Source organism: Woeseia sp. D3-10 (genome assembly GCF_055809415.1).
On sequence record NZ_JBVVTW010000007.1, the window covers coordinates 3,626,039 to 3,639,483 of the forward strand.

14 protein-coding genes are annotated in these 13,445 nt (G+C 54.2%); 12 read left to right on the top strand and 2 right to left on the bottom strand.

Annotated elements, in window-relative coordinates; translation table 11 throughout:
- Positions 1 to 7: 7 nt before the first annotated feature.
- The 6 genes from AC0L8N_RS16575 (at position 8) to AC0L8N_RS16600 (ending at position 3,741) form a co-directional block, all read left to right on the top strand.
- Positions 8 to 328: a hypothetical protein gene (locus tag AC0L8N_RS16575; RefSeq protein ID WP_473669176.1), complete on the top strand. Its 321-nt coding sequence runs from the start codon at positions 8 to 10 to the stop codon at positions 326 to 328.
- A complete protein-coding gene (locus AC0L8N_RS16580) occupies positions 325 to 510 on the top strand; it encodes a helix-turn-helix domain-containing protein (protein WP_473669178.1) in 186 nt (61 codons plus the stop codon). The genes AC0L8N_RS16575 and AC0L8N_RS16580 overlap by 4 nt, the downstream gene beginning before the upstream one ends.
- The gene (locus AC0L8N_RS16585; protein WP_473669180.1) at positions 486 to 734 is read left to right on the top strand and encodes an Arm DNA-binding domain-containing protein; all 249 of its coding nucleotides are present in this window, start codon (positions 486 to 488) and stop codon (positions 732 to 734) included. The genes AC0L8N_RS16580 and AC0L8N_RS16585 overlap by 25 nt, the downstream gene beginning before the upstream one ends.
- The gene (locus AC0L8N_RS16590; RefSeq protein WP_473669182.1) at positions 674 to 1,588 is read left to right on the top strand and encodes a tyrosine-type recombinase/integrase; all 915 of its coding nucleotides are present in this window, start codon (positions 674 to 676) and stop codon (positions 1,586 to 1,588) included. The genes AC0L8N_RS16585 and AC0L8N_RS16590 overlap by 61 nt, the downstream gene beginning before the upstream one ends.
- A complete protein-coding gene (locus AC0L8N_RS16595) occupies positions 1,585 to 2,406 on the top strand; it encodes a hypothetical protein (protein ID WP_473669184.1) in 822 nt (273 codons plus the stop codon). Before AC0L8N_RS16590 ends, AC0L8N_RS16595 begins: the two co-directional genes overlap by 4 nt.
- A gap of 717 nt (positions 2,407 to 3,123) precedes the next feature.
- Positions 3,124 to 3,741: a hypothetical protein gene (locus tag AC0L8N_RS16600; protein ID WP_473669186.1), complete on the top strand. Its 618-nt coding sequence runs from the start codon at positions 3,124 to 3,126 to the stop codon at positions 3,739 to 3,741.
- 230 nt (positions 3,742 to 3,971) lie between these two features.
- Here AC0L8N_RS16600 and AC0L8N_RS16605 read toward each other — a convergent pair whose 3' ends face one another.
- On the bottom strand, positions 3,972 to 5,387 hold the full coding sequence (locus tag AC0L8N_RS16605; protein WP_473669188.1) for an NTP/NDP exchange transporter: 1,416 nt from the start codon (positions 5,385 to 5,387) through the stop codon (positions 3,972 to 3,974).
- A 24-nt stretch (positions 5,388 to 5,411) separates the two neighbouring features.
- On the opposite strand from AC0L8N_RS16605, the gene AC0L8N_RS16610 reads away from it, so the two are divergent.
- From AC0L8N_RS16610 to AC0L8N_RS16625, 4 genes are all read left to right on the top strand, one after another.
- Positions 5,412 to 8,033, top strand: a complete 2,622-nt coding sequence (locus AC0L8N_RS16610; protein ID WP_473669190.1) for a PEP/pyruvate-binding domain-containing protein — start codon at positions 5,412 to 5,414, stop codon at positions 8,031 to 8,033.
- Positions 8,034 to 8,044: 11 nt separating this feature from the next.
- On the top strand, positions 8,045 to 8,299 hold the full coding sequence (locus AC0L8N_RS16615) for a hypothetical protein (protein ID WP_473669192.1): 255 nt from the start codon (positions 8,045 to 8,047) through the stop codon (positions 8,297 to 8,299).
- Positions 8,296 to 9,615: a serine hydrolase gene (locus tag AC0L8N_RS16620; RefSeq protein WP_473669193.1), complete on the top strand. Its 1,320-nt coding sequence runs from the start codon at positions 8,296 to 8,298 to the stop codon at positions 9,613 to 9,615. Before AC0L8N_RS16615 ends, AC0L8N_RS16620 begins: the two co-directional genes overlap by 4 nt.
- 335 nt (positions 9,616 to 9,950) lie before the next feature.
- Positions 9,951 to 11,057: a serine hydrolase gene (locus tag AC0L8N_RS16625; protein ID WP_473669195.1), complete on the top strand. Its 1,107-nt coding sequence runs from the start codon at positions 9,951 to 9,953 to the stop codon at positions 11,055 to 11,057.
- A 58-nt stretch (positions 11,058 to 11,115) separates the two neighbouring features.
- Here the strand turns inward: AC0L8N_RS16625 and AC0L8N_RS16630 are convergent, their stop codons facing one another.
- Positions 11,116 to 11,331: a PRC-barrel domain-containing protein gene (locus tag AC0L8N_RS16630; protein WP_473669197.1), complete on the bottom strand. Its 216-nt coding sequence runs from the start codon at positions 11,329 to 11,331 to the stop codon at positions 11,116 to 11,118.
- A gap of 363 nt (positions 11,332 to 11,694) precedes the next feature.
- On the opposite strand from AC0L8N_RS16630, the gene AC0L8N_RS16635 reads away from it, so the two are divergent.
- Both AC0L8N_RS16635 and ypfJ read left to right on the top strand, forming a co-directional pair.
- A complete protein-coding gene (locus AC0L8N_RS16635; protein ID WP_473669199.1) occupies positions 11,695 to 12,321 on the top strand; it encodes a PEP-CTERM sorting domain-containing protein in 627 nt (208 codons plus the stop codon).
- A 239-nt stretch (positions 12,322 to 12,560) separates the two neighbouring features.
- Positions 12,561 to 13,418 carry a KPN_02809 family neutral zinc metallopeptidase gene (gene ypfJ / locus AC0L8N_RS16640; protein WP_473669201.1) on the top strand — a complete coding sequence of 286 codons (858 nt, stop codon included), beginning with the start codon at positions 12,561 to 12,563 and terminating at the stop codon, positions 13,416 to 13,418.
- Positions 13,419 to 13,445 lie beyond the last annotated feature (27 nt).

Here is a 13,445-nt window from a genome sequence, read left to right on the forward strand (position 1 = left end):
CGCAGAGTTGGACAATTATCTCTGTGAGCATATCGCTGAGTTCGAAGGTTATGGGGGCGACCTGCAAGCAGCATTGGGCGCTTTAGTTCTGGGACGGCACTACGGCATGCGGGCACTCCGCATCATGCACAGTCCCGCGACAATCCGAAAATACGACCGCGTACTAGGAATCAAACTCAAAGACTACTGCCCGCAGGAAACGCATCTCTCTGACAAGATTCTGGGCGTGCGATTCGCCAACAAGATAGGCGCTTTTTGGGACGTGGTAACCGGTCGCCGCACTATTGCAGACAAAGGTATGGTTACCGATGAAGGAATGGAGCCATGAAAGACCGCCACTGGGTAACAGTCGAAAAACTGGCGGAACACACTGGCCTTTCTCGGGAGGCGATTTGGGCCTACCGAAAGAAAGGGCAACTCCAGCTTGGCACGCACTACGTCAAGAAGGGCAGAAGACTATTCATTGACCTGGACGGATTTAACCGGTGGCTGGAAGGTATCGAGGCGTAACCAAACGCGGTCAGGGTTGGCAGCTCTCGTTCTCGCTTTCTGACGGTATACGATGCCGGGAAATTGTCCGCTTTCCTCAAACGCGAAAGGGAGAGGACGAGGCGTTTGCGATGCGAGCGAGAATACTTGCAGAGGTCGACCGCGGCACTTTCGACTATGCGCAGTGGTTTCCACGGAGCAAAAATGCGAAGCGCTTTTCATCAAATCCGGGCAGCATATTTTGATTCGAGATGCTTTGCGCGAATACTTGGTACGAGAAAGGGACCGAATTGCGCGGAGTACGTACTACAACTACGAAACGAGAATTTACAAACACCTAATACCAGCATTTGGTCACCTATCGTTGGCGAAATTGACTGCGGAGAACGTTCGAATTTGGTGCCAATCGCAGAATCTGTCTGGAAAATCACTCAATAATATTTTGATCCCGCTCCGGGCAATTTTCACCGATTCATATCAGGCTGGAGTGATTGACCGAAACCCCATGGACCGCATCAAGGCCTACCCAGTCCAACGTCGGGAGCCTAATCCGTTCACAGCTACCGAGGTGCGTAAAATATTGAAAGCTCTGAATCGGCGCAGTAAGGAAATCCGACTCTACTTTCAGTTGGCGTTTGCAACTGGTCTAAGAACGTCGGAACTCTTGGCATTGAGTTGGGATGATGTTGATCTAGAAAATCACACGATATTTGTTTCTAAGGCGTGGGTTCGTGGCCAAATGAAGTCACCGAAAACAACGGCAGGACGTAGGACAGTCGATATCAATATCCTAGCGTTCAAGGCGCTAGTTGCGCTACAAAAGTATCGCTCGAAGGGCCGGGTTTTTCTGAATCCGGTTACCGGAAAATTATGGCAAAACGAGCAAGTGCTGAGAAAGTCGTATTGGTATCCTGCATTGGCCTCGGCCGAGGTGCGCCGGCGAAATCCGTATCAAACTAGGCATACGTTCGCATCTCATTTGCTCAGTAATGGTGAAAATCCTATGTACGTTGCAATGCAAATGGGGCACTCGGACTGGGGTATGATTCGTCAAGTCTATGGGCGATATATCACTGAGTATCAGGGGGCGGCAAGATGATAGACGAACTTGTACGGTCAATAAGAATTCATCTGAGCGACAAAGTTAGTAGTCCCCTAGGTGGAGCGTTCTTCATTTCGTGGATGATTTGGAACTACAGGTTAGTTCTAGTGTTACTCGCAACTTGGGATGTTCGGGAAAAATTTGAATTCATACACCTAACTCTTTATCCAACTATCGAAGAGTTGCTACTTATTGGTATTGTCGCGCCGCTATTATCAGCGATCGCTGTACTGTTGGTTTATCCGCTTCCGGCACGGCTTGTGTACTCGTTTTGGCATAAACAGCAGAGCCTCCTCAAGAGTGTTAAACAAGCGATCGATGACGAGACGCCGTTGACGCAAGAAGAGTCGAGGAAGATTCGGCGCGAGCAGCTAGAGTTAGAGAATCGTTTTGAAGAATTGGTTCGAGCAAAGAATAGTGAGATTGAGCGACTAAGACTGGAAGTCGAGAAATTGCATGAGGACATTGGAACTCAAAGTAGCCCGCTAGAACAAACACATGATCCGTCTTATGATTCTGGTTCATCTCGTAACGTTTATGGGCATTTTGGCTCTGACTTATCTGATGCACTGACAGGCGAAGAGTTGACCGTGCTAGAAAAGCTTACGAAAGAAGATGGTTGGATGTGGGAGGAAGCGTTGTACCAGGAGTTGTCGGTCCCTCGAGTTCGCGCGGAGTGGATACTTGAAAACCTCACTCGCCGAGAATTAGTAAAGGTCGATTTAAGGTGGACAGAGCAACGGCGGAAGCAAGAGCCGATCATCGAACTAACTGCCGGTGGCCGAGAATTTGCTGTTGCAAAGGGGTGGGCGTAGTGCACCCCATTTGCACGATTTGGAACAGGTGCTTGATTTGAAACCGATTCAGGGGGGTTCGAATCCCCCCCTCTCCGCCATTCTTCGAACGTAATTGCTTGAAGTAATTTAAATAAAAAGAAGTACGATTCAAGTTAACCCACAAAACGTCCCACAATATTTTGTTTCGCTTAAATCAGAATTTGCCTTCAGTGAATCGGAATCTCGCGCACTCTGCATTGCGTTGATAGCCACAGAAAGGCCAAGTCGGCGCGACGGCTATCGATTTGCCCTCAATAAATGCTGCTTCGATCAAGTCGCCCAACCCCTCACCCAGTGGATTATTTGCAAACCGAATGATGGGTGAAACAGCTTTGAGTAGGCAATTAACAAAAATGTGTGATGCCAAAATTTTCTCTTCGCTTCTTATTGCTTGTCCCTGCAATTGCAGACCAACTTCATCTGTGTTGCTGCCTTGAAATTGTCACTTTTCCCAGCCTAGCTGAGCGAATCCCCGGTTCGTTTTATTAAGTGGGGTGCCGAATAGTTTTACATTCGTCACACATTGCAACGACCAGCGTTCTCATAACTCTTAGATTTTTCAGACAATTCGGGTCCGGGCACAACTCTTGCACAGGTGTTACATGAGTTCCGCGAATAACTTATAGAGAATTGACCGGTACAGCAAACCAGTACGTATAAAATTGGACTATTGGGAAGCGAGCTATGAGAAAAATAATGAAGAGAGTTCTATCAGCCAGTGTACTTATTGGGCTGTTTGTAGGGCAGGTTAGTCAAGCGACCATCATTGAGCTCGATTTCAAGGCGGATCGTCGGTACTACGGTAGCGATCCAGCCTTGGCTGTGCATCTTTATGGGACTATCACCATCGATACGAGCGCGGCTGAAATAAACTCGAATTCTAGCCTCCCAGAAGATACCTCACCCTATCTGATCCGAATCCGTGATTTTGTTTCGAACGTAGACCTCAACGTAAATGGTGAGGATATCGATTTCGGTGATATTTCTGGTAGCGGGATGCGGATAGATACACCTCCAGATATGGGGGTAAGTGGACAAGGACCAGCTAGCTTCTATATCGAAGGCTATGTTCTCCGATACTTACCGCAGTTAAATTTCATGGATTGGACAGAGGCTGATATGGCCGACATGCTCTTGGACATCGATACTACGTCTGACCGTCAATTTGATATGAGTGCTGTACTTCCTGATGGTCGGGTTTTTCCGTCGGAATCTATAACTGGAACAATGACCGCGGTACGTGCAGTTCCTGAACCTAGTTCTCTTGCACTCCGTAGGTCTAAGCTTATTTGGTCTAAAGCTAGCTCGTCGTAAGAAATTGGGGAGGGCACAAAGAAATAATTAGGGTCTAATTGCTTCTGCACTGTGGTTAATCGTATTAGGTAGGGGTGATGTTCGGTTGTAGATGATTTCGAAACCGATCGTGATCATTCCGTCCTAGAAAGCCAGGAAAAATGGCAAGTTGTATCCGCTTGGCGGAGTTCCTCTCTCTGCCACATTTTGGCCTAAGTAGCTGAAGAATAAATAAGCCGATTTGACTCGGGTCAGGTTGCCGAAAGAGTCTCCGGCACGATCGCAAGTTTCTTCCAGCGCCTGTGTTCCCGGTGCAGATATACGCTGAGCGCTATCCATACCAGTACCAGCAGAATATTGATAACAACGAATCCCATGTAGTTCAGATCAAACACGCGCGTGCCAATGAGTATGGTCATTGCAGCAAGGCCGTCACCCAGCCTGACGAACAGGGTGTCGACCGTTGGTTTAGCCTGATAGAGCATCTCTTTGGTCGTTGGCAGCCACAGCATGTGCCGTGCTGTATTGTGAATCGAGTACGCGCTTGAGTTCTCGGCAATCTTCAATACTTTTATGAGTCCGAGAATTGGCACAAAGGCCATGGACGCGTACGCCGCCAACGATACGAATGGTGTCGTAAACAACAGTGCCCGCATCCCGCCCGCGCTTAGAATTCTTGAGACGATGAACGCCTGCAGGAAGAGCGTCGCGAAGTTGATCCAGAAATAGAAATCGCCGTAGAACGCCGTGGTAGCTTCGTTCAGCGCCACGTTGTAGGCGAGCGGATCATTCTGAACATCAACAAGCGTTTCGCTAATGGTCTCCTGAACAATACCGAATAGCAGATTGTCGCCACTGGTTACGACCCAGGTGAAGACCATGATCATCAGGGCCGTAACGGTGAGGTACCGGTGTTTCAGCAGCAGGTGGTACGGCCCTTCGTTGACAGGAGCTGCTGGCTCACGCCAGCGGTCTTTAGTCCACGCGGACGGGTTTCCGTAAGTGCCTCGGCGGTCAGTCCATGCGGCAAGCAGCAAGGCAATCAGTAATGGGACCAGCGCAACCAGGAGCAGATCAAACGCTTCCACGTAGGGCAGTCGAACCAACTTTTCGCCTAGCCATGAGCCGGTAGTCGAGCCGAGCGCCGCGCCGATGGCAATCAAGGGAAACAGCCGCGCACCTCGCTGGGCGCCATAAATATCCGCGCAAAATGCCCAGAATAGTGCGACCAGCGTCACGCTGAATATCCCGACAAACAGGTAAAAAAGAATGCCGGCGAAGGGTATGCGCGTGAACAAGAAGTTTGGCTGGGAAAACCAGAAACCGACAAGGACGAAAGCAAAGGCACCGCCAACGCGCAGGATAAGATCCCGGCGCGACCATTTTGCTGCGAGCCGCGCGTAGGTTGGCAGTATGGCTACGAGTAACATGCTTTGAGCGAATGCCGAGTAAGCTTTGACCTCAAGCTTCGTCAGTCCCGCGATGTCCGTGACAGCTAGCCAACCCTCCCGAACCGGCTTGATGAGATAATATGCGGCGAGTATCAGAAATATGTTTCCTACCAGAACCAGGCAGGTAATGCCTTCACGCGGCTGAACGTCGGCGAATACCCGTAACAACCGTTCGAATTGGGAATACGTACCCGCCTGTTTGGAACCGGCGCTCATGTGAAGGACCCCGGAGAATTACTCATGAAGTTGGTCGCCCGTTTAGTCTTACTGCTGTTAACGAGCATTGCAGGCGCTGCGCCACTGGACCCGCCATCATCTGATGTTGTAACTGCGGCGCGTGGGATTGTACAGGACATGATCGCGAACCCGCGCGGTCCGTACAGCCGCATTCGTTGGTACTGCAACGATGGCACCGTACAGCCACCCATCGCGTATGCCTGCCGGGAGCACGGTGGAGGGCGACAGCACGCCGAATACTCGAGCCAAAGAACCGAGCTTGCCGCGTTAGGTTGGTCGGTCGGCACCGTTTTCGCGAGCATGACTTTTGAAGAGTTGTTTGAGAATGGTCTGCGACAGTCGAGGTTGCGCGAGCTGGCGCTTGAACGATACCTGATCGACACCGACACGGGGTGGGTCCTGCGGCGGGCGCGGGGCTACAGGGGAAGGGTTCAGGTTGAGGATGAGGCGGCGGCGGGTACGGCGTTGCTGCTCCGCCTGCTGGAGAACACGTCCTGGGTTAGTGACAACTTTCTGCTTACCCGCGAAGCGGTACGAGTGATTCCGCACGGCGAGGAAACCGACCTAACGCGCCGAATCCGTCGCGCCGCAATCGAACTGGCCGAGCTTGACGCCGATGCGGAGCAATGGCGCGCAGAGATTCATTCAGACCCGGGCCCCGGCATTGCGGAACGGCTGCGAGAGTGGCTGGACCAGGGACGGCAACATGCAACGGCGGAGGCCGGTTACCTGCTCGTCGCGGATCTCGAACGTTTGTACGGCCGTGATGGCCGTCGCGAGCGACTCGACGTGTCGCTTGACCGGATGCGCAATGTTCCTGCCAGCGCAACCTGGGCCGCTGCACTTTCGAACGTATCTGCTCTACCTGCCAAAGAACAAATTCCCCGGCTGTGCAACGCGCTGGCCGATGGCCGGTCGACTGTGCTTCAGGCGCTCCCTTCACGAGAACGACTCGCGATGCTGGACGCCATGCAGAACCTGGATACCGAAGCCCTCGTCGTGTATCAGGACATCGATGCCAGTGAGTCCTTGACCCGCGCTGATCTACTTGCGTTGAGCGCTGCGCTTGTTGATTGCGCGTACGGCTCGGGTCTGCTTTCCGGCACCGAGCGCGCGACACTTGTGAAAGACCTGTCGGTGGAGAACGTCGAAACACTCGCGCTGGCCGATTACCGTCGACTTGTTGCCCGCCTCAAACGTGCCCCGAGCTGGGCTGTTGGCACCATTCGACATACGTTTGCGGAGGCGTTGGTGCGTTACTCGGCGCTCGAGCCAGGTGCGTTGCGCTTCAGCGACGACTTGCTACGCGGTTCGTCGATGTGGCTGCTTGGCGATACGCTCAAAGTGCTTTCCAGAGACCTCGATGCAATGCTTGGCAGTGTCGTTCAGTTCAACGGACGAGCGGTTGCATCTGCGGTTGCTTTAAACGGGGGAATAGCAAAAGGCCGACTGCGAATATTTGAATCGATAGATGAAGTTGAATCTGCTGCATTGCAGGCAACGGATATCGTCGTGCTGCCGGAGACGATCGCGGAGCTGTCGCCGGTCGCGGGCATTCTAACGCTCGGGGAAGGCAATCCTTTGTCGCACGTGCAGTTGCTCGCGCGAAATTTCGGGATACCAAACGTGGCCATCGGCCAAGAGGCTGTTGAGCATCTGCGTCCCATTGAAAATTCTGTCGTAGCGCTGGTAGTTGATAACCGAGGGAATGTTATTCTTCGATCGGAAGATGCCAATACCGCCGAAGTATTTGCCCGTCATGCCGGGTTGCAAACGCGATCACTCGAACGCTTCAGCGTTCCGCTACCGGACCTGGCAGGCGTGCAGCTACTGCCTCTTTCCACTCTTGGACGGGAACTCTCGGGCAGGTTGGTTGGCCCGAAGGCGGCCAACCTGGGCGAATTGAACCGTCTGTTCCCCGGCCGCGTTGCTCCGGCGATCGCTATCCCGTTCGGCGTGTACGCGTCGCACTTGAAACAGGCAAATCTCGACCAACGAATAGCGACACTCTTTGGGGCCAAAGATGACGGCGATACGGGCAGCGAGGAGTTTGCTAAGGCAATTGCCATCGTCCGTGCCGAGATTGCGGCGCTCAATCTCGATGACCGGGTTCGGTCGGACCTGGTAGGTATGATGAACGAAGAATTTGGAGAGCCGGGAACGTACGGTGTATTCGTAAGGTCTGATACGAACGTCGAGGACCTGCCGCGCTTCACGGGTGCAGGACTGAATGAAACGGTACCGAACGTCGTCGGGCTAGACGCACAATTGAACGCTATTCCTCGCGTCTGGTCGTCGGTTTTTAGTCCGCGCGCGCTTGCCTGGCGATCCAACGTGCTGGAAAACCCGGAGCACATTTATGCGTCGGTACTGCTGATGAAAAGCGTGCCGGTGACAAAGTCAGGCGTTCTCGTTACCGCGAATCTATTCGATCGGGAATTGCCCGCGCTGACCGCTTCTGTAAGCTGGGCGTGGGCGGTGCCGTGGCAGGTGAGTCGGCGGAAACAACGGTCATTCACAATGACAGCAGTGAAATTTACTCGGAGGCGAAGTCACCGTATCAAAGGGAGATTCTTGAGACTGGCGGCGTCGCATGGAAACCTGCACCGGCAGGCCCTGTGCTGAGTGAAAATGAGATGAACGCGCTGCGCCAATTGGCTGTCGAAGTTGACGAGAAATACGCAGCGGTACTCGACGATACGGGCGAGCCGCGCCCCTGGGATATTGAGTTCGGCTTCATCGACGGCGAGTTAACGCTGTTTCAGATACGGCCGTTGGTTGAACGCGGCAATCTCAACGCCGATTCGCTACTGCGGCAGCTATTGCCAGGTATTCAATCAGCCGGCAAGGGGTCCGCAACGGTGGTGCTTCAAGAGCGGGTGCTTCAATGACCCGGTCAAATCTGTCTACAGTCTTGACGCTGGCACTAACGCTGCTTGTCGTCGCGCCATTCGCCAATGGCTACCCGCTCGACGAGGAGTCGTCAGGAATTCGCCGGCTTGAAGGTGACCGGCTCGCACAGAAAATGCCGAATGGACCAAAGCTGGTACCCGGCCAACTCTGGAGTACGACGGACATACGTCTGAGCCTGCTGGACTACGACGGACCGGACTTCGATCAGTTGCCACAGGATCCTGGACTCGCAGCATTTCTTGCCAGCAACCTCAGCATGCGCGACCCAAGCTACAGCATGGTGGTCGTTAATTTTTCCGATCCCGCACGGATACGGTGGGCCGGACTTCGACCGGACCTGAAACAGAACGCCGGCAGTGTCGGCAAACTGCTGTGTTTGACCGGACTTTTTTATGCACTCGCGGAAGCGTTTCCGGACCCTGTGGATCGAGCACGCATCCTGCGCGAATCGGTATCGCCAGCGGGTCATTGGGTCAGCAATGAAATACACAAAGTACCGAAGTGGAGTGACACGGAGCAACGCAATCGGTACTCAGTCATTCAACCTGGCGACCGCTTCCGTTTGAGTGAATGGATTGATCACGCAATTTCTGCATCGGCGAACGGTGCCGGCTCGATCATATGGCGGGAAGCGATGTTGATTCGTCACTTCGGTTCCAGTTACCCCAGAAGCGACGAGGAGAATGATCGTTTCTTCCGCGAGACGTCTAAAGGCACGCTTTCCGCTCTTGCACGAGTGGTGATCAACGAACCTTTGGTAGCCGCCGGTCTGGATACCACCAATTTGCAGCAGGGATCATTTTGGACCACGAACTCGAAAGCCATCGTTCCGGGCACTGTTTCTTTCGCGACGCCCAGAGAGCTGGCGCGGCTGGCGTTTCGGCTTGAGCAAGGGCGATTGGTGGATGAGTGGTCGAGTCTCGAGATGAAGAAGTTCATGTACCTTACGAAACGTCGCTACCGTTACAGTTATGCTCCCGAGCTACGTGACGCCGCGGTCTTTTTCAAGAGCGGTTCACTTTACTCATGCAAGCCCGAAGAGGGGTTTCGCTGCGACAAATACATGGGCAACGTGCGGAACCTGATGAACTCGCTGGCTGTCGTCGAAGGCGCGGGGCAGGTGGGTCCGCACTATATTGTTTCGCTGATGTCCAACGTCCTGAAATTCAATTCGGCCTGGGACCATTCGCGCATTGCCGCAGCATTGCACGAGACGATTCTTACCGACTCTACACACAGTCTGCGCGAAGACGCATCGGCTGGCGAAATGCAGGAGGCGGGAAGAAGCGAATGAGGGTGGAGTCGCGGGCGCGGTGGTAACAGATGGTCATCATGGACGTGACGAAATGTGCCAGTTTGCGGCGGTTATCGCGGGTGCTACAGTCGGCAATTCGCTATCGTCAGGTGCCGACCCCAGCACGTATGCAGTGTCATTGACCGAAGTAACGACCATGTTCCTGGGGCGGTAGTACTTTTCGCTTTACCTCATACCGCTGCGGCGGGCGGTCGTGATTGCCAGAGAGCAGCGTTTCGGTGGACTAATCAGGGTTGCTGTTTGCAGCGTCGATTAGATCACTCGTGGGCCCACGTGTCCGTGGCGTTCGGTTACTTTTCCGGTCTAGTCCAATCATGAAAATCGATTGCAAATCAATCAGATACTTAATCCAGATTTCGACGTTCAAGGCGTTACTGGGGCGCGTTTTCAGTGAGAGTCCCGGTCGGCGGGAGCCACGCATTGGCCGATTGTTTGGCGGGTTGGGCGGTAGTCTGGCAGCTCTGCAGAACCTGGCCGGGTGCCGTGTTGCAGCCAGGCCAGATCCGCGCCAAAGCCGAACCGGTGGCATTGGCCGGAACCTCCTAGCGGCGGTCTTCCTGCTCACGTTCACGCCGTTCGTCGTTGCTTCAACGGATTGGCAGCCGCTGTACTCGAGGGTGGATCCGTCGCTGCAGCTCGCCATGGAAAAACGCCTGAAAGAAAACCCGGAATGGGCGCGCCTGATCCGGTCGAAGAAGATGGCGATCGGTCTCGTCGATCTAAGTGGGGAACAGCCGCGCTTCGCCCGGGTCAACGGCAATCAGATGATGTATGCGGCCAGCCTGCCGAAGATCGCCATTTTGCTCGGCGCCTACGTTTCGTTTGAGGATGGCTCGCTGGCAGAGACCGAAGCCGTACATACTGATCTCGCGGATATGATTCGAGTATCGAGTAACTCGGCCGCAACCCGCCTTATCGATCAGGTCGGCATGAAAAAGATACAGGCTGTCCTGAAAGATCCGCAGTTCGGTTTCTACGATGAAAAACGTGGCGGTGGACTATGGGTTGGCAAGCGTTATGCAAGCGATGGTCCGCGCGTTGGCGATCCGTTGTACAACATTTCACACGGTGCAACGGTAACCCAGGTCTGCCGCTTTTTTTATCTGTTGGCTAAAGGCCAACTGATCAGCGCAGATCGCTCGGCGCAAATGCTGGATGACCTGGCCGACCCACACCTGCACCACAAATTTGTTTCGCAGATTGACGAGCGAGCACCCGACGCCCAAATGTTCCGCAAGTCAGGAACCTGGAAGCAATGGCATGCGGATGCGATCATGGTGCGCGGTTCTGAATGGCGTGACTACATTCTGGTTGGTCTGGTGGAAAGTCAGAACGGCGAGAAAGTGCTGCGCCAGGTCTTGCCTGCGATCGAAGAGCTCATCGTACCGGACAAGTACGCGCAGAATGCTGGTGGTCTCTGATCCCGAAGGCTGATGAACGCAAGTCCGGGCGCGACTTTCAGGCGAACTATTCTAATTTTCATGACACAACACTGTCGTCGGTATTGATCGTAAGTGCGTCCATTGGAATAGCGAACGGCTTGTTGGCTATTCCGAGTGCGCCGCCAAACGACCATACGGCCAAGTCGATCTTGCCATTGCTTGTGTCGATCAACAGGTCTTCGACCTTGCCCAAACCGCCATCGTGATGATTGATCACTTTGTCGCGAATAGGGGTGCTGCTGGATACGTGCACTGTCCAATGTCGACTGCATTCGTATGAGCAACGATTGTTGCAAATAACCTTGCGTCCGCTGATGGCGTCAAAATTGAAATCGCGCAACGCACCGGGCGGAATCCAGCTGCAGCTGACGCGCGCAGGCAGCTTGCTGCGATTTTTAGCGTTTGTTGTGGGGCTCCGACGGCCCCTAAAATGTTGCCTGTGACTGCGAACGCGGTGGTGTAACGGCGGTCCCTCCGGCATGTCGGCCGCCTTTACAGTTGGCTACAGTCTGGTTTGTGAGGAAGTCGGTAACACATTGAAAAATAATATTAAAAAGGTTCCGGCACGATCATTGCTTTGTACCTGGTAACACTCAAAGAAAGCAGGGATGATCCAATGAAAGGCATTTTCAAAACACTCGCAATTTCATCGCTGGTATTCGGCGCGGCGACCGCGCAGGCAATACCGGTTGAGATTAGCTTTACCGCCGACAACGTTACCGGCGATGGCGGCCTGTGCTCGAACTCCGCTTGCTCCACCGGCACTGGCTGGTCCGCGCTGGGCGCTACGCCGAATACCGGCAATTGGCGAGCGGCTGACAGCGTCACGGTTGATCTCGGCGTTGGTACGCACTGGTTCGCGTGGCTGGTCAATAACACGGGAAGCGGCAGCTCGAACAACCCGGCGGCTTTGCTGGCAGAAATCCTCTGGGACGGCAGCAGTAATTCGTCATCCGTATTGTGGGAAATCAGCACGGACAATCGCAGTTCCTGGGAAGCGGCGACCTCCTACGGTGCCAATGGCGGGAACAACATCTGGAATTCTGTGAATGGCGGCCCGGTAGCTGGTATCAGCGGTGACGCCGAATGGATCTGGACGCCGTACAACCACAATATCGAAATGCACAACAGCGCCTGGGTACGCACCAGCATAACAATTGCCAGTGTTCCTGAGCCGGGCACGCTGGCCTTGTTGGGTCTGGGATTGGCCGGTATGGGCTTCTCACGACGCCGCAAGAGCTGAGCCTCAGGATTCAGGCAGGAAGATCAAACGCCCCGCATTGCGGGGCGTTTTTTTTTGCTTCGGCTCAAGTGCCGCTCGCAGTACGGTTTGGCAGGACCTCTGATCCTCGTGCCGATGTATGGCTCGAAGCGTTTATCGTCAGCCAGTTGATCGCTGTAACGATTGTTCACGACATTTTATCCCCTGTCCGGTGATACTTATCGGCCACAGACCTGAAACAGATTCCCCCGGAGGCAGCCATGCGCTGGAAAGGCCGCAGACGCAGTTCGAACATAGAAGATCGCCGCGGCGCGAGCACTGGCGGCAAACTTCTGGGTGGCGGCATCGGTACGATCGTGGTCATCCTGTTCGCCGCGTACACGGGTATCGACCCGAGCTTGCTTATGCAGGGGCTGGATGTGGTCAATAGCTCAACCCAGTCTTCGCAGCCGTTGCCGGAAGAACTGAAAAACGACCCGACCTCCAATCGGGTTGCTGTCGTCCTTGCCGACACAGAAGAAGTCTGGAGCCAGATATTCCAGAGTGGCGGACAAACCTACGAACCACCAACGCTCGTGCTGTTTACAGGCTCCACTCGTTCTGCCTGCGGACTGGGGCAAGCGGCGATGGGTCCGTTTTACTGCCCGGCCGACCGTAAGGCCTACATTGATCTGAGCTTTTTCGAGGATCTGCAGAATCGTTTCGGTGCGCCGGGCGATTTCGCCCAAGCATACGTATTGGCTCATGAAGTCGCGCATCACGTTCAGAACCTGCTGGGTGTCTCGGGGAAGGTCCGCGAGCTGCAACAACAGGGACGCAATCAGGCCGAGGTCAATCAGCTGTCCGTGCGCCTAGAACTGCAGGCGGACTGTTTCTCGGGAGTATGGGCCAATCGGGCGGAGCAGATGTTCGGCATCCTGGAAGAAGGTGACTTGGATGAAGCGCTGAATGCGGCGACGGCGATAGGCGATGACCGACTGCAACGTCAATCGCGTGGCACTGTTGCGCCGGACAGTTTCACGCACGGCAGTTCTGCGCAACGCAAACGCTGGTTCAAGACCGGATTCGATACCGGCAACCCGGACGCCTGCGATACGTTTACCAGCGGATCTCTCTGATTCCGATTGCGGCTAGCGCTGGAGCGC